This window comes from Succinatimonas hippei YIT 12066 (assembly GCF_000188195.1).
Taxonomy (GTDB): Bacteria; Pseudomonadota; Gammaproteobacteria; order Enterobacterales; family Succinivibrionaceae; genus Succinatimonas; species Succinatimonas hippei.
The window spans coordinates 19,845-36,464 of the sequence record NZ_GL831058.1; the positions used below are offsets into that span (position 1 = coordinate 19,845).

Annotated in this window: 12 protein-coding genes; 4 read left to right on the top strand and 8 right to left on the bottom strand. The window is 38.9% G+C overall.

Annotated elements, in window-relative coordinates:
• Positions 1–105 precede the first annotated feature (105 nt).
• Together edd and HMPREF9444_RS08500 are read right to left on the bottom strand one after the other, a co-directional pair.
• A complete protein-coding gene (edd, locus tag HMPREF9444_RS08495; RefSeq protein ID WP_009144006.1) occupies positions 106–1,902 on the bottom strand; it encodes a phosphogluconate dehydratase in 1,797 nt (598 codons plus the stop codon).
• Positions 1,892–2,419 carry a gluconokinase gene (locus HMPREF9444_RS08500; RefSeq protein ID WP_009144007.1) on the bottom strand — a complete coding sequence of 176 codons (528 nt, stop codon included), beginning with the start codon at positions 2,417–2,419 and terminating at the stop codon, positions 1,892–1,894. Before HMPREF9444_RS08500 ends, edd begins: the two co-directional genes overlap by 11 nt.
• A gap of 163 nt (positions 2,420–2,582) precedes the next feature.
• Here HMPREF9444_RS08500 and HMPREF9444_RS08505 point away from each other — a divergent pair, with 163 nt between their 5' ends.
• The 3 genes from HMPREF9444_RS08505 to hemH all read left to right on the top strand — a co-directional run bounded on the left by HMPREF9444_RS08505 (position 2,583) and on the right by hemH (position 6,078).
• Entirely contained in the window at positions 2,583–3,962 is a 1,380-nt protein-coding gene (locus HMPREF9444_RS08505) for a GntP family permease (protein ID WP_009144008.1), read from the top strand.
• A 134-nt stretch (positions 3,963–4,096) separates the two neighbouring features.
• Entirely contained in the window at positions 4,097–5,143 is a 1,047-nt protein-coding gene (locus HMPREF9444_RS08510) for a LacI family DNA-binding transcriptional regulator (RefSeq protein ID WP_009144009.1), read from the top strand.
• Complete coding sequence (gene hemH / locus HMPREF9444_RS08515) at positions 5,143–6,078, top strand: ferrochelatase (protein ID WP_009144010.1); 936 nt, start codon at positions 5,143–5,145, stop codon at positions 6,076–6,078. Before HMPREF9444_RS08510 ends, hemH begins: the two co-directional genes overlap by 1 nt.
• A gap of 5 nt (positions 6,079–6,083) precedes the next feature.
• Here hemH and pflA read toward each other — a convergent pair whose 3' ends face one another.
• The 3 genes from pflA to HMPREF9444_RS08530 all read right to left on the bottom strand — a co-directional run bounded on the left by pflA (position 6,084) and on the right by HMPREF9444_RS08530 (position 11,590).
• Positions 6,084–6,839, bottom strand: coding sequence for a pyruvate formate-lyase-activating protein (gene pflA, locus HMPREF9444_RS08520; protein WP_009144011.1), 756 nt, complete (start codon positions 6,837–6,839; stop codon positions 6,084–6,086).
• A 101-nt stretch (positions 6,840–6,940) separates the two neighbouring features.
• A complete protein-coding gene (gene pflB / locus HMPREF9444_RS08525) occupies positions 6,941–9,187 on the bottom strand; it encodes a formate C-acetyltransferase (RefSeq protein ID WP_009144012.1) in 2,247 nt (748 codons plus the stop codon).
• A gap of 513 nt (positions 9,188–9,700) precedes the next feature.
• The gene (locus HMPREF9444_RS08530; RefSeq protein ID WP_009144014.1) at positions 9,701–11,590 is read right to left on the bottom strand and encodes a fructose-bisphosphatase class III; all 1,890 of its coding nucleotides are present in this window, start codon (positions 11,588–11,590) and stop codon (positions 9,701–9,703) included.
• A gap of 185 nt (positions 11,591–11,775) precedes the next feature.
• Here HMPREF9444_RS08530 and HMPREF9444_RS08535 point away from each other — a divergent pair, with 185 nt between their 5' ends.
• A complete protein-coding gene (locus HMPREF9444_RS08535) occupies positions 11,776–12,852 on the top strand; it encodes an AI-2E family transporter (protein ID WP_009144015.1) in 1,077 nt (358 codons plus the stop codon).
• Between the two features lie 74 nt (positions 12,853–12,926).
• Here HMPREF9444_RS08535 and HMPREF9444_RS08540 read toward each other — a convergent pair whose 3' ends face one another.
• Genes HMPREF9444_RS08540 through HMPREF9444_RS08550 form a run of 3 tightly spaced genes read right to left on the bottom strand, consistent with a single transcriptional unit; the run spans position 12,927 to position 16,533 of the window.
• Positions 12,927–13,523 carry a flavin reductase family protein gene (locus HMPREF9444_RS08540; RefSeq protein ID WP_009144016.1) on the bottom strand — a complete coding sequence of 199 codons (597 nt, stop codon included), beginning with the start codon at positions 13,521–13,523 and terminating at the stop codon, positions 12,927–12,929.
• Positions 13,524–13,554: 31 nt separating this feature from the next.
• Positions 13,555–15,036 carry a UxaA family hydrolase gene (locus tag HMPREF9444_RS08545; protein WP_009144017.1) on the bottom strand — a complete coding sequence of 494 codons (1,482 nt, stop codon included), beginning with the start codon at positions 15,034–15,036 and terminating at the stop codon, positions 13,555–13,557.
• Entirely contained in the window at positions 15,037–16,533 is a 1,497-nt protein-coding gene (locus tag HMPREF9444_RS08550; RefSeq protein WP_009144018.1) for a tagaturonate reductase, read from the bottom strand.
• Between the last annotated feature and the right edge of the window lie 87 nt (positions 16,534–16,620).

The window sequence follows — 16,620 nt, forward strand, 5'->3', positions numbered from 1 at the left end:
GGGTTTTAGCCGCTGATCTTTTTTGATAAAAAACATACAAAATTTTTGCAAAAAAAAAGAGCCGCACAAAAAGCAGCTCTTCCATATAAAATAATAGATTATTGCCTAAAACAAGAAAGTAGCTCCCTCATCTGCCGATGATACAGCATTACGACAAGACTTAAACAAATAACGTCCGTAAGTCTGTTCGTTAGCTTCAACATCAGGAACGTCAGCAACACGACCTTCAAGAGAGGTTAAGCAATTAACTGTACCGGCATCAGCATCAAAATCTATAAGATCTCCGTCTTTTAGCAAAGCAAGTTTTCCTCCGCGAAGAGCCTCTGGGGAAACGTGTAAGGCAGAAGGGATCTTGCCTGACGCACCGGACAAGCGTCCATCGGTTAAAAGAGCGACTTTATAACCGGCCTTTTGCAGATTTCCGAGAACCGGCATTAATTTATGCAGTTCAGGCATTCCGCTTGCTGCCGGGCCTGCGTAGCGAACCACAATAACAGCATCCTGGTTAAGCTTGCCTTCTTTATAAGCTCTCTCAACATCGTGCTGATCATTAAATACTCGAGCAGGAGCTTTAACATGATGGTGTTCAGGAGCTACAGCTGAAATTTTTATTACTGAAGTTCCTAAGTTGCCGTGCAATACTTTAATACCGCCTTTTTCGTTAAAGCAGCCTTCACCCGAAATCAATACTTTAGGATCTTTACTCTCGCCGCAGTCAACAAAAGTAAGTTTGCCTTCATTAAGAACAGGTGTAGTCATTTGAGATGCAAAATCACCAAAAGAGGTTACAACATCATCATGAACCAGACCACGCTTATACAGAGCCTTCATCAAAACAGGCACTCCGCCTGCAGCTTGCAATGCATTAATATCAGGCTTGGCATTAGGATAAATGTTAACTAAAAGAGGAACGACTTCCGACAAATCACTAAAATCATCCCAGGTTAAGATATAACCTGCTGCTTTTGCAATTGCTACCAAATGCAAAGTTAAATTTGTACTGCCGCCGGAAGCAAGCAAAGCAACTACGGCATTAACCAAATTCTTTGCAGTAACAACCTTATATAACGGGCAAGGATCTTTACCAAAACAAGTTTTATCAAGAATACGTGCTGCCGCTTCATCATTTAAAGCACGACGCAAATCAGTATACGGAGGAACAAAAGCAGAACCAGGCAACATCAAGCCCATTGCTTCAAGTACAAGCTGATTTGAATTTGCCGTTCCATAGAAAGTACAAGTACCCTGAGAATGATAACAAGCACATTCCATCTGCTGCAATGCGCTCTTATCTAAAAGACCTGCAGTATACTTCTGGCGGATTTCACTTTTTTCCTCATTGGAAATACCTGTACTCATCGGACCTGCAGGAACGAAGGCTGTCGGTAAATGGCCATATGAAATAGCTCCCATAATCATACCGGGAGCAATTTTATCGCAGATGCCTAAAAGCAAAACGCCGTCAAAAACATTGTGCGATAAAGAAACAGCGACGGACTGAGCAATAATGTCTCGAGAGAACAGCGACATATCCATACCGGGCTGTCCCTGAGTAACACCGTCGCACATTGCAGGAACGCATCCTGCCACCTGAGCTGTAGCGCCGTGTTTTGCAACTTCTGCTTTAATTGCGTCCGGATAAACTTTGTACGGACAATGAGCACTTAACATGTCATTGTACGCACTTACTATACCGATATTTGCAGTCTCATCCTTAAGAATAGTTGCTTTATCCGCATCTTTTTCACTTGCAACAGCATGTGCTAAATTTGAACAAGTTAAAATTTTGCGTCCGCGTCCCAATTTCTCCTGAGCCAAAACCATATTCATATATGCATCACGAGTCATTTGGGAACGCTTTTCAATACGCTCTGTTACTTCACGAACTACACTATTTAGCATTATCAAGCTCCTTTTCTTTAGCTATGACTGCTTTATAAGCCAATTCGATTACTTCTTCAATAGAATGATTGATATCAACAGTTACGACGTCCGTTTCATCAGCGCCGGGAACTTCAAGAGTATCAAACTGGCTTTGAACCATTTCAGGCTTCATATAGTGACCCTTACGTTTAGCCATGCGCTCAAGAACCAATTCTTTTGAACCTGCCAAATGAACGAAAATCAGATTAGGATCGCCCTGGCGGATAATATCGCGATACTTGCGTTTTAATGCAGAGCAAACAATAACACAGCAAGCACTGCGGCGGGACATAGAATAGAAAACATCACCGATACGCTCAAGCCAAGGCTGACGATCTTCATCATTTAAAGGAATACCGCTGCCCATCTTCATAACGTTAGCGCGAGGATGCAAATCATCTCCGTCAATAAAACGAACGTTCATTTTTTCGGCAAGAGCAATACCTACTGTTGTTTTACCGGTACCGCAAACTCCCATAACCACAATACTTCTCATTTTCTACTCCAGGAAATAATTGTGAAAAGGTTCACAAAATCTACTAAAACGTAAAATCTTTGTTTATTTTATCAAATGTGACTGGTAACATGTTATCAGTAACATATTTTATATGTGATTTTAATCACAGGATTGAAAAATTGAGTTCCCATTCGGAGGGCACATGGATCAGTCAACAATGGCACATACCACGCAATATCTGCTTTCTGTAGCCGGTATCGCGATTATCTTTTTATTATTCCTCATTATGAAATTGAAAGTTCATGCTTTCCCGGCGCTGATTATTGTCAGCTTCTGCACGGCAGTTGCCACCGGCATCGAATTTTCACAAATCGTTCCTGCCATGCTAAGCGGTTTTGGTGGAACATTAGCATCTGTCGCTTTATTAGTCGGCCTCGGAGCAATGATAGGAAAGATCCTTGAGGTTTCAGGCGGAGCACAAGTACTTGCTGATACCTTAATAGGTTGGTTCGGCAAAAAACGCGCACCTCTTGCTTTAGGCGTAGCTTCTTTGCTGTTTGCTTTCCCTATTTTCTTTGATGCAGGCCTTGTAGTAATGCTGCCTGTTATTTTGTCGGTAGCTAAAAAGCTCGGCGGTTCAGTTATTTTATATGCCCTTCCGGCAACCGGTGCTTTCTCGGTAATGCACGCATTCCTGCCGCCTCATCCGGGCCCTGTTGCTGCTGCTGGAATTCTTGGAGCTAACGTAGGTTATCTTGTTTTCATCGGACTTATTATCGGTCTTCCTACCTGGTATTTAAGCTCTTATTTATTCGGTTTATGGGCTGGTAAAAAATGGTATGCCAAAGTTCCTGATTTGTTCTCTCAAAACGATATGGACACAGCAGATCGCAAACCGCCCAAATTCGGGACTGTCGTCGGTATTCTTTTAACTCCGATGATCCTTATTTTCCTGAATACCGGAATTTCAACTTTACAAGCAACAGGAGCTTTGCCTAAAGGCAATACAGCCTTAGCCGTTATTTGTACATTGGGTCAAACACCTATTGCTCTGCTGCTTACATTATTACTGAGCCTTTTTGTGTTCATCAAGGCTTTTGAGGCAAAGCGCCTGAATGAATTGTGCGAAAAAGCCTTAGGACCGATTTGTTCTGTTATTTTGGTAACCGGTGCTGGCGGCATGTTCGGCGGAATATTGCGTACCTCAGGAATCGGCGACGCATTGGCATCCGTACTTTCCGACATGGGCATTCCGGTGATTCTCGCAGCATTTATTATCTCCGTATGCCTGCGTGTAGCTCAGGGTTCTGCAACAGTAGCACTTACCACTGCTGCTGCTTTGGTTGCCCCGATCGTCACCAAGAATGCAGCAAACTTCAGCCAAATTGATCTTTGTGCCATAGTTGCTGCTATTTCAGGCGGATCTGTCGTTATTTCTCACTTTAACGACTCCGGCTTCTGGCTGGTTAAAGGATTGTTCGGACTTGATGAAAAAACAACTTTACGTACCTGGACAGTGCTTGAAACTTTGCTTGGAACCATCGGTTTCTTATTCGCCTGTCTCATCTATATGATTTTCTAAATAACTCCTTCACAATTAAAAAGTCCCGAAAAAAACTCGGGACTTTTTTCAAAAAAAACGCTTTCTCTGTCAAATATTTACCCTTTTCATAAAAAAATTATTACAATACATATAGATAATCTAAGGAAAATGAAGTGAGAAGACAACGCACAACCCTACAAGATATAGCTGACAGAGTTGGAGTTACAAAGATGACGGTTTCACGTTATCTCAATAACCCAAATAATGTTGCTAAAAACACCCAAAAAAAAATAGCTGAAGTTATCGATGAACTCGGTTTTATTCCGAATAGAGTTCCGGCAATGCTGTCTAAAGCATCATCAAAAGCTATAGGCGTATTAATTTCGTCATTTTCCAATATGGTTTTTGCCGATCTTATAAACGGCATCAAAAGTGTAGCCAAAAAATCAGGCTACAGTGTTCTTATCATGCATACCGGGTATAGTGCTGAAAGCGAAGAAGAACAAATAAATGCTCTGTTATCCTACCAGGTCGATGCAATTATCCTTACAGAAGAAATTCATTCGGAAATTTCAGTTAAAAGATTAAAACTTGCAAAAATCCCTATTGTTGAGGTTATGGGTTACGTGGAGAATCCAATTAATATGACAGTAGGAGTAGATACTTTTAATACCGCTTATGCCGTAACCCGCGGACTAATAGAAGCCGGCCGCAAAAATATAGCTTATTTCGGTGTCCGCCTTGACTATCGAACCCTGCAGCGTCAGCGCGGCTACGAAAAAGCAATGCATGAAGCCGGACTTAAAGGACTCAGCCTTGAAATTCAAGAACATTCAAATTTCTCATTGGGCAGCTCATTAATGATGAAAACATATGAAAAAAATCCGAATCTCGATGCTGTTTTCTGTACCAATGATGACGTTGCCGTCGGAGCCTTATTTGCTTGCCTTAAATTAAAACTCTCAATTCCAAAAGACATCAGTATTGTAGGATATAACGGTCTTAACATCGGTACCGTAACTGAGCCAAAACTTTGCAGTATCAGCACACCGCGTTTTAATATGGGAGCTTTAGCAACACGAATGATCATAGAGAAACTTACTGCTAAATTTACCGGAATGCAGCATATAAAAGTTCCAGTACAAATAACGGAAGGCAATTCTCTTACAAAACATGAATATAACTGCATAAAAGAATGTCTTGAAAAATACGCAAGTTAATGACAGAGAAAAAGGCTTTTATCATTGTTAATACCGGAAGTCCCGAATGTAATATTCCGAGTATTAAGACTTTTCTTAAATTATTTTTATCTGATAAACATGTTATACGAATGCCGAAAGTTTTTTGGTATCCGATCCTTTACGGCATTATTCTACGTAAACGTCCCGTCATTCTTTTAAAGAAATATCAAGAAATTGCAATAAACGGAACAGCCCCTCTTTTATTTTATGAGAAGCAACTGACAAAAAAACTTCAAATGCTGGACGGAATGCACAATATTCGATTTTTTTATGCCAACCTGTATTCCCGACCTTATATTGAAGATATTCTACAAATTTGTATTAATGAAAATATTTCAGATATAAAAGTATTACCGCTTTTTGCGCAATACTCAGGCGTTACAACCAAAGCCGTCATAGATAAATTCAGAAAACATGACATAGATAACTATAAGCTTTCGTTTATAACAGAATTTTACACAAATCCTTTATATATAAAGGCATTACTTAATAAATTGGACTTTAAACATATTAATGCTGATACACCTTTGCTTCTTGCTTACCATTCTCTACCTCAATCTTATCTCAAAAAAGAAAATTTATATATAAAACAATGTATGAATACAAGTAAACTTATAGCTGAAGCTATTGGAAGAAGATGTCCCGTATACACGGTATTTGTTTCAAAATTCGGAAAAGGCAAATGGCTTAAGCCAAGTCTTGCTGATATATTACAAAAATTAAAAAATCAAAACGTTAAAACAGTTAATCTAATGAGTCCCGGTTTTATGCTGGATTGTCTTGAAACAATCTATGATGTAAAGCGTGCCGCTTTTACCTTCTGCAAAAATGAAGACATGAAAGTCAATTATCTTCCATGTCTTAATGACAGCAATGAATGCGTTGAATTTATAGCAAGCTTAATCAAGCAGTAATATAACTAATTATTAGTTTTATATCCTAAAAACTCATCAACATGCAAAAGCTTTTTTGCTTGCGAAATTGATTTTTCATCTGGAGAAGGGGTATCTTTTAACTCATATTTAATACCCAAAGCCTCCCATTTAAACATACCGAAACTGTGATAAGGCAAAATTTCAACGCGTTTTACGTTATTTAAAGTTTTTATAAAGGTGTAAAGCTTATTTAAAGCTTCGTCATTATCTGTAATTCCAGGAACTAAAACGTGTCTTATCCAAACCGCTTTACCTTTTTCATCAAGATATTTAAGGCAATCTAAAATATTAGTGTTTTCTACCTTGGTTAAATCAAGATGTGCCTTATTATCAATATGCTTGATATCAACCATTAAAAGATCGGTATATTTTAAGAGTTCGTCAAATTTGTCAAGAAAAGCAGGATCTCTTGAAAAAGGAGATGCTGCCGTATCGATAGTTGTATGCACTCCTTCTTTTTTAGCTTTTTTAAACAACTCAGTAATAAAATCAATTTGCAGTAACGGCTCTCCTCCGCTTACTGTAATACCTCCGTCTTTTCCCCAATAATTTCTATAACGCAATGCGTAATTTAATACTTCATCAGAAGTCTTTTCTTCTCCTGAGTTTATTTTCCAAGAGTCGGGATTATGACAATACTTACAACGCATTCTGCAACCTTGCATAAAAATAACGAAACGCACTCCGGGTCCGTCAACCGATCCGAAAGTTTCAAACGAATGGATTCGTCCTGTAAGCATATTTATCCTCTCAAATATTAAAATCTCTTAATTCTTCATATTAAAAGACCCCGAAACTTTTAAAGCTCCGAGGTCCTAAGATTAAGTTGTCAAGCTAACAATTACATTGACTTGTGGCAGGTTCTGGCAATAACGTCAAGCTGCTGCTCACGAGTTAAATCGATGAACTTAACTGCATATCCTGACACACGGATAGTGAAATTAGCGTACTCAGGCTTCTCAGGGTGCTCCATAGCGTCAATCAACTTCTCGGTACCGAAAACATTGACGTTAAGGTGATGAGCGCCACGCTCAAAATAACCGTCCATGACACGAACCAAATTATCTGTACGTTCCTGCAAATCATGGCCTAAAGCGTCAGGGCTGATGGTCTGAGTATTTGAGATACCATCTAAAGCATACTCGTACGGAAGCTTTGCTACAGAGTTCAAGGATGCCAGCAAGCCGCTCTTTTCAGCACCGTAGCTCGGATTTGCACCAGGAGACAAAGGCTCACCGGCTTTTCTGCCATCAGGTAAAGATCCTGTAGCCTTACCGTAAACTACATTAGAGGTAATAGTTAAAATTGAGGTAGTAGGCTCGGAATTACGATAAGTATGATATTTCTTAATCTTACCTAAGAAAGTCTTAAGCAACCATACTGCGATATCATCTGCGCGATCATCGTCATTACCGTAACGCGGGAAATCACCTTCGGTATCATAATCAACGGCAAGTCCCTGCTCATTACGAATAACTTTAACTTTAGCGTACTTAATGGCGCTTAAAGAATCTACTACATGAGAGAAACCGGCAATACCGGTTGCAAAAGTACGGCGAACATCAGTATCAATCAAAGCCATTTCAGCAGCTTCGTAATAATACTTATCGTGCATGTACTGGATAAGATTCAGGACATTTACATAAAGACCGGCAAGCCAATCCATCATGATGTCAAAACGATGCATTACTTCATCATAATCAAGATAATCACCGGTAATAGCACGATATTCAGGACCTACCTGTACACCGGTTTTCTCATCAACACCGCCGTTAATTGCATAAAGCATGCACTTTGCAAGGTTGGCACGAGCTCCGAAGAACTGCATTTCCTTACCGGTTTCAGTTGCAGATACGCAGCAGCAGATAGAGTAATCATCACCCCAGACAGGACGCATTACATCATCATTCTCGTACTGAACTGAAGAAGTCTGAATAGAGATCATTGCTGAATACTTACGGAAGTTCTCAGGCAAGTGTTTGCTATAAAGAACGGTAAGATTAGGCTCAGGTGCCGGCCCCATATTCTCTAAGGTATGGAGGAAACGGAAATCGTTCTTAGTTACCATTGAACGGCCATCCATGCCGATACCAGCAACTTCCAAAGTAGCCCAGACCGGATCTCCGGAGAAAAGCTGATTATATGAAGGAATACGAGCAAACTTGACCATACGCAGTTTCATGACTAAATGATCAATAAGCTCCTGAGCTTCGGACTCAGTTAAAGTGCCTTCTTCCAAATCACGCTGGATATAAATATCAAGGAAAGTAGATACACGGCCTACTGACATCGCTGCGCCGTTTTGGGTCTTAATAGCTGCCAAATAACCGAAGTAAAGCCACTGAACAGCTTCACGAGCATTCTTTGCAGGAACTGAAATATCATAGCCGTAATCTAAAGCCATGACCTTCATCTGAGCTAATGCTTTAATCTGATCGGAAAGCTCTTCACGCTGACGAATAACGTCATCGGTCATAGTTCCGCTGCCGCAGTTTTTGAGATCTTCTTTCTTCTTCTCGATAAGGTAATCGATACCGTATAAAGCAACACGACGATAATCACCGACAATACGGCCGCGTCCGTAAGTATCCGGCAAACCGGTAATGATCTTGTTCTTACGGGCGACTCTCATTTCAGGGGTATAAGCATCAAAGACGCCCTGATTATGAGTCTTATGATATTCGTTAAAAATCTGCTGGAATTTAGGGTTAGGAGTATAACCGTAAGTAGTGCAGGCTTCCTGAGCCATCTTAATACCGCCATACGGCATAAAAGCACGCTTTAAAGGTTTATCAGTCTGTAAACCTACAATCTTTTCCAAATCTTTTAACTCATTTGAAATATATGCGGCTTTGTAAGCTGTAATTCCGGATACGACTTCGGTTTCCATATCGAGAACACCGCCCTTTGCACGCTCCTGTTTCTGCAATTCCTGAAGAGCACCCCAAAGTTTGTCGGTAGCCTCGGTAGGGCCGGCTAAAAAGGAAGCATCACCATCATACGGGGTATAGTTATTTTGAATAAAATCTCTGACGTTAACATCACCAAGCCAATGGGTTCCTTTAAAACCGCGCCATTCTGTTCTCATAAACAACTCCTGTATTGTGTTTAAACAGAAAATTTCATCACTTTAAGCGATAAAACTCTTTGAATTAAATTTGCCTTAAATACCGACATCCATTTTAAATGAGTCGAAATCCTAAGGACTTGAGGTTTCCTTTTCATGCTCCAACTTTAGAAACCAGGTGAATAATATACTTTTTTAATCTTACATACAAGATGAAAAACTTAATTTTTTAAGCATTTTTTTTAATCAAAATATTTAAATTTCAGTTCAACTTATAGGACTGAAGTTCAAGATTTTTTATGTTATTTATCAATTAGATATCTAAAATAAAAATTAAGTTAGCCTAAACTAACAAAACTCAAGCGCTTAACTGAATTATTTTTCTCAATTGACTATATTTGTTAACTGCAAAAACTTATTCACGTAATACGAAAAAACAAGAAAACACTATCAGTTTAATTATGATTTTAGCCCCCGATGATTTATACAAATATCATCGAGCGGCAAAGAAAATTTTTAATCTAAAATAAATTTCTAATTTTCTGCAATTTCACCTGAACGATATGCCTGCAGTAAATCAGTTAACGCTTGTATGGTGTAACAGATCTGCTTTCCGGCATCACTATCCCCTACCATCATGCGTTTACGGAAAGTTTCTACCATATAGCTATCAGAATAAATATCCGTATTCGATAACAAAGCATCTTCGATTGTTGTAAAGGGTCGATGGGCTTTAAGACGTAAACCGTGAGAATTAAAAATTAATGTATATCCTGCAATACCGGTTGTCTTGTGATAAGCATGACAAAAACCGCCATCAATAACTATAAGTCTCCCGTTGCCGCGAATCGGATCTTCTCCTTCTCTAACTTTAATAGGAGTATGCCCGTTTATGATATGACCTCTATCAGGATCGAGCCCGAACTCTTTTAAAATCATTTTACAGATATCTTCTCTATAATATAAAGAATAATAAGGATCTCTAGGCTCTTCCCAAGTACTTTTATCCTCGCATAAAGCTCGCTCAAAAGTCTTAACTATACGCCCTGACAAAGGAGATCTGATTCCGCACCACAGATACCACATGTTATCAAGACTATCCTGATCTTTTTCAAGCCAAGCCTTTCTTGCCAAAGACTCGGCATAATCCATATAGGCTTTACCCGTAAGGTAACGTCCGCCGCAATTAATCGGAGCAAACGTACCGTCTTCATTTAACGGAATGCAACCGTGATAAAGGAGGTTTCCGTTATAGCAACGATACATTGATCCGTTTTTGTATAGAAAAGCAACATGCTGCTGAAGTCGCTTACTGCCTAAAAAAGCCTGCTTCAATTCAAGACATACGCTTTCCTCTTCCGGAGTGAGCTTATAAGGATCATTTCTATCAACAGTCGGAAAATCTTTAGTGCGGATTTTATATTCTTTGCCCTCTAAAACAACAGTGCCTTTATCAAAATCAATCTTATCAAGCAAAAGACGCTTTTCCATATCAAATTCTTTATGGCGCTTTATAACGTGTCCTTGCAATTTGAACACTAAAACAGCAAGAGCTTTTTTCAAAGCGCTCATTTTCTCTTCTTCTTTATAAGTATGCTCGGCAAACATTACCAAAGAACGCATGCTTATTCCGTATCCGTTTTCCAACAGCTCATAATTATCATAAAGAACATTATTACGAACCACGGTCATAATGCTGACAAGCGATCCGCAGGCTGCTCCCATCCACAAAATGTCATGATTTCCCCATTCGATATCAAGGCTGTGGTGCTGCATCAAAAGATCAATGATCTTATCCGGATGCGAACCTCTGTCAAAAATATCGCCTACTAAATGAAGATGATCAACAGCAAGACGTTTTATTAAAGAAGCAAGAGAATTTATAAAGTGATGAGCACTTCCAGTTTCAATAATCGAATCGAAAATTTTCTCATGATAACGGAGTCGGTTGTTATCCTCATCTGCCATAGCGTGCATAAGCTCGTCGATAATATAATTAAACTCACGAGGAATGGCTTTGCGCACTTTAGAGCGGGTATATTTTGATGAAATGAACTTAGCTAAAACAATCAGACGCTTAATGGCTGTCTTATACCAATTAGCGTCTACTATTCCCTGCTGCTTTAAAAGTTCAAGCTTCTCATGAGGATAGTACACCAAGGTACAAAGATCAGCCTTCTCGTTTTCATATAAATTTTGGAAAACAATATCGACTTTTTCACGTATAACTCCCGAGCAATTATTAAGAATATGGCAAAAGGCATCATATTCTCCATGCAAATCACTGACAAAATGCTCTGTACCTTTAGGTAAATTCAAAATCGCCTGCAAATTGATAATTTCCGTAAATGCAGCATAACGGGAGGGATATTGCTGAGCTAATAACTCTAAATATTTTTCTCTAAGTAATTCAGTATCTTTCATAAAAACTCTTGACACACTTTGTTTTGTTGCTCTCTCTCATAATAATATTATCTTTAATAAAGGTTCTTACAAAATACAGCATTACGAAAATGCGTGTTTTTTCAAAAAATATCCCCTAACTAAAAGAGTAAACAACTTCATTTTGTTAAAATCAAGAATTAAAGCCATGCTCGGAAACGATAAAAATGAACAATAACTCACGTGAACGTTATTTTGAACTATCACTTCTATTTCTAATATTAATATTAGGCTATGCCCTCATCTTACAGGCGCTTCCTTTTGTTAATGGAATTTTAGGATCAATTACTTTATATGTCCTGTTAAGAAGACCTAATTTTTACTTGGCAAGAAAATACGGTAAAAGAAAATCTCCCTGGATTATAACCATTGCCGTCACAGTCTTTATCCTAATTCCGTTATCTCTGCTCGCCTGGTACGCTATTGAGTTGGTGCAAAATTTCGATCTTGATCCTAAGATCGCCATAGAAAAAATAACCACAACTATCAAAAAAATTGAAGAGGCTACCGGTTTTGACCTCATTACCGACAAAAGTTTAAGTTTTATAACTGCACAATTTAGCAATATTTTCAATATGCTGATGTCGGGAATCAATAATTTTGCCATTAACGTTTTTACAGCAATCCTCCTGCTATTTTTCCTGCTGTCAGGCGGAATGAAAATGGAACTTTATATAGCAAAACTTCTTCCTTTTAGCGAAGAAAATAAACATGCCGTCATCAAAAGACTTCATGTAATCGTCCGCTCCAATGCTATAGGAATTCCGCTGTTAGCCGTCATTCAAGGAGTAGTTGCAACCATAGGTTACATGTTATGCGGAGTAAACAACGCTTTACTATTCGGTGTTCTTACCGGTTTTGCTTCAATAATTCCTATTGTCGGCACCATGATTGTATGGATCCCTTTGGTTATCGGACAATATTTTGACGGATCTTTATTGTCAACACTAGGTCTTGCTTTTTACTGCATCGCTATCATTTCACAATGCGATAACGTGATCCGCATGATCCTGCAAAAGCGGATGGCTAATACTCACCCTTTGATAACTATTTTCGGCGTTATTGCCGGCTTACCGATTTTCGGGTTTATGGGAGTTATTTTCGGACCGCTTATAGTGTCAATGTTCCTTTTATTTGTTGATATGTTTGCCAAGCAATATATTTTAGGAGAAGCTTATACTCCGCAACAGACTTTACCGATAAAGCCTGAAAATCAAATATCCTCTGAAAATAAAGAACAGTAAAAACAATTAAGGCGGAAATACTAAAAGTACTCCCGCCTTTTTATTCCGTATTAAAATTTTAAAGCTTATTGATTTTATTCATCCAGGCCAAAGCCGTCACCTTTTAACTCATCCCCTAAAGCAAAGAAATGAGAGCCTGCAACGTAGTGCAAAGTGTGCAGCTTAGGATCAACCCCGTCAAAACATACATGATTGTTTTTATAAACGCGTTTATCTGCATAAGCAGCTACACACTCTCCGATGAATAAATCATAAACCTGCTCATTATGCGGTTCCGGAATAACTTTAAAAATAAGATAACCGATACATCCATCTATAAGCGGGATCTTACTGTTATCTAAAGTAAAAAATTCTGCTCCGGATTTTTCAAGCTTATCTTTTTCGTCATTTTTACTTACTGAGCCTAAATAAAACAACTCTTTAGCGATGGCGACACTGGGAACACCGATAGCAAAATATCCTGATTTTTCAATTAAAGGCCGAGTATAATGCTCTTTAGCAATAACAGCCGTACATTTTGTCGGATTATAATCAAGAGCTCCAACCCAAGTTGCAGGCATGGCTCCGGTATCACCGTTGTACTCTGCTGTTACCATGCAAGTAGCACCCAAATTTAACAGCCGATAAGCCTTGTTAATATCAACTTTTTCTAAATAGTCTCGAGTAATCATTTTTCTTCCTTATATTATATTTTTATATAAACTACAAAGTCACCCCATCTTTCCAAATAATAATGTCATGAAAACCGCGCTTTTCAGACAAGGTCTTCTTTCCGGAAGCAACTTCAAGAACGTAATCTAAAAGTTTATCCGTAAGCTCATCAAAGCCTGTACCATCAACAATTGCTCCGGCATTAAAATCAATCCAATCCTGTTTTTTATTAAATAAAGCAGTATTAGTTGAAATCTTAACAGTAGGAATAGCTGTAGCAAAAGGGGTACCGCGTCCGGTCGAAAACAATACCATATGGCATCCGGCTGAGGCTAAAGCAGTACAGGAAACTCCGTCATTGCCCGGCCCTTGCAATAAATTCAAGCCATGACTGCGCAACGATTCACCGTACTTGAGAACATCACAAACTTCAGCTTTGCCGCCTTTTTGAACGCAACCTAAAGATTTATCCTCCAATGTAGTAATACCGCCGGCCTTATTACCAGGAGACGGATTTTCAGAAACAACCTGACCGTGAGAGGAGAAATAATTTTTAAAATCATTGATAAGTTTCACACACTTATCAAAAACTTCACTATTAACGGCACGATTCATCAAAATCTGTTCTGCTCCGAACATTTCGGGAACTTCCGTCATTACCGAGGTTCCACCCGAGCCTACGACGACATCACTAAGCCTGCCGATTAAAGGATTTGCCGTAATTCCCGACAAACCGTCAGATCCGCCGCATTTTAAGCCGATACGTAATTTGTCGATACTGACCTTTTGACGCTTATAAGCGTTAACTTTTACCAAAAGCTCATCAATAATGGACTTTCCGGCAGTAAGCTCATCCTCTACATCCTGCGAATTTAAGAAATGAATGCGATCATCATTTGCATTCAAAAACTCCTTAAACACACCGATATTATTGTTCTCACAACCTAAACCTAAAACCAAGACCGCACCGGCATTAGGATGACGAGTCAAACAAGCTAAAATTTTCTGAGTCGTAGTTTGATCTTCACCCATCTGCGAGCAGCCGTACGGGTGAGTCAAAGCAAGACAGTCGTCAACATTTACAAATTCGGACAAACGGCTTTGAGCATAAGACTCCAGCTCTTTTGCTACATGATTTACGCAAAAAACCGTAGGAATAATCCATATTTCATTACGAATACCTACATCACCGTTTGACCTTACATAACCGTCGAAATAACGATCAACATGCTTTAATTCGGTTTTAGGCGCTTTATCATAATTATATGACCCAAAGGCCTTTAAATCGGTTTTAACATTCTGCGTATGAACATGCTCGCCTTTTTTAACAGCATGTTTTGCTCTGCCTATGGGATATCCGTATTTAATAACCGGATCGTTTTCATCTAAATCATACAGTGCAAATTTATGTCCGCGAGGGATATCTTCTTGTAAGATCACGACGTCATTTTCAAGCTTTACTTCTTGTCCCTGCTTTAAATCAGTCAGGGCAACAGCAACAACATCTTCAGGATTTATTTTTATGGCTTGCATTTAATTAAGCTCCAATAATGCTCGCATTGTAGTTACAACACCATCAGTAATAATGGCATGGGTGTATTTTGCAATAGTAGCAGTCAAATCAACATCTGCAGATAAATTAATCCCCCATAATTTTGTATCGGATAATACGGTTTTTACAGTAAATAATGCGCTGGCTTCATTTTTTTGATATACGGACCAAGCTTTCTTTAAAACTTCTACTGCGTATGCGTCATCAATAAATTCACCCGTTTTACCGTCTGCGCGCTTTACTTTAACCGGAACGCCTTCGGCATCATGATACAAAGCGATATAAGCAGCTACAGCAAAACATAATTTTTTCGGTAATACGCCTTTTGCTCTTGCGTCAAGAATTGAAGGAATCACTCTGGCATTAAGTTTTGAAGACGAATTCATCAAAATAGATGCAAGCTGATGATGCATAGAAGGATCTTTAAAACGATTCATCACGTCATCGGCAAACTCAGTCAGCATTGTTTTATCAAGATTTACTGCCGGAATTATTTCGTCATAAACCACGGAATGAACAAACGCTCCCGTGACAGGATCAGACATCATTTCATCTACAGTAGAAAGTCCGGCAAGGAATGCGGCAGGAACATTTGCAGTATGAGCTCCGTTTAAAATGCGCACTTTACGCAAACGATACGGAGTAATATCGGGAGCCACTACAACGTTAAGTCCTGCTTTTGCAAACGGCAGCAAATCATTTACATCATTATCGCCTTCGATGGCCATGAAATGGAACAGTTCACCGCATGTCATGAGTTCATCGACATAACCTAATTTTTCTTCATAATTCTGTGCTTCGTTTACCGGATATCCTGAAACTACTCTATCAACAAGAGTATTTAAGAAACGGCAATCTTCATTCAGGTAAGATATAAACTCATCACCTAAATTCCAGTCTTTTGCAAGCTGTAAAACTATATTCTTTAATTTTTTACCGTTATCATCCAGTAACTCACACGGCATAACCACCATGCCGTACCCGCATTTGCAGGTACATTTTGCATGTTTGAATCTTTCATACAAAAATACGGTTAATTTTCCGGGATAAGAAGAAGGAGCAATTCCCTCTTTTAAATCTTCTTTTACATATGTAATTCCGGCTTCTGTAGTATTGGAAAACACGAACTGCAAAGATTCAAGTTTTGCGTACTCTAAAATATCCTGCCATTCTTCATAGGGATTCATTGCCTTTGCAATCGAATTAACTACCTCATTCTCTTCTACGCTTTTTCCGCCATCAATCCCATGAAGCAATGTAGTATAAAGACCGTCTTGTGCTTTAAGCTTAGGAACGACGCGTCCGCGCGGAGTGCACTGTAAAGCTAAAATTCTGCCGTTAAACAAACCTTTTGAATTTAACTTATAGACCATCCAATCAATAAAACCGCGTAAAAAATTACCTTCACCAAATTGTATTACGCGAATCGGTAAGTCACTTTTCTTATCGGGGCAAACAGACAAATTTAACTGCATCATGAAAAATCCCACCTAAATACATTAAAAAATACTTTAACTTTTTCATTCTATTGCAATGATTAATTTTTACTTGAGCTTAATTACAAT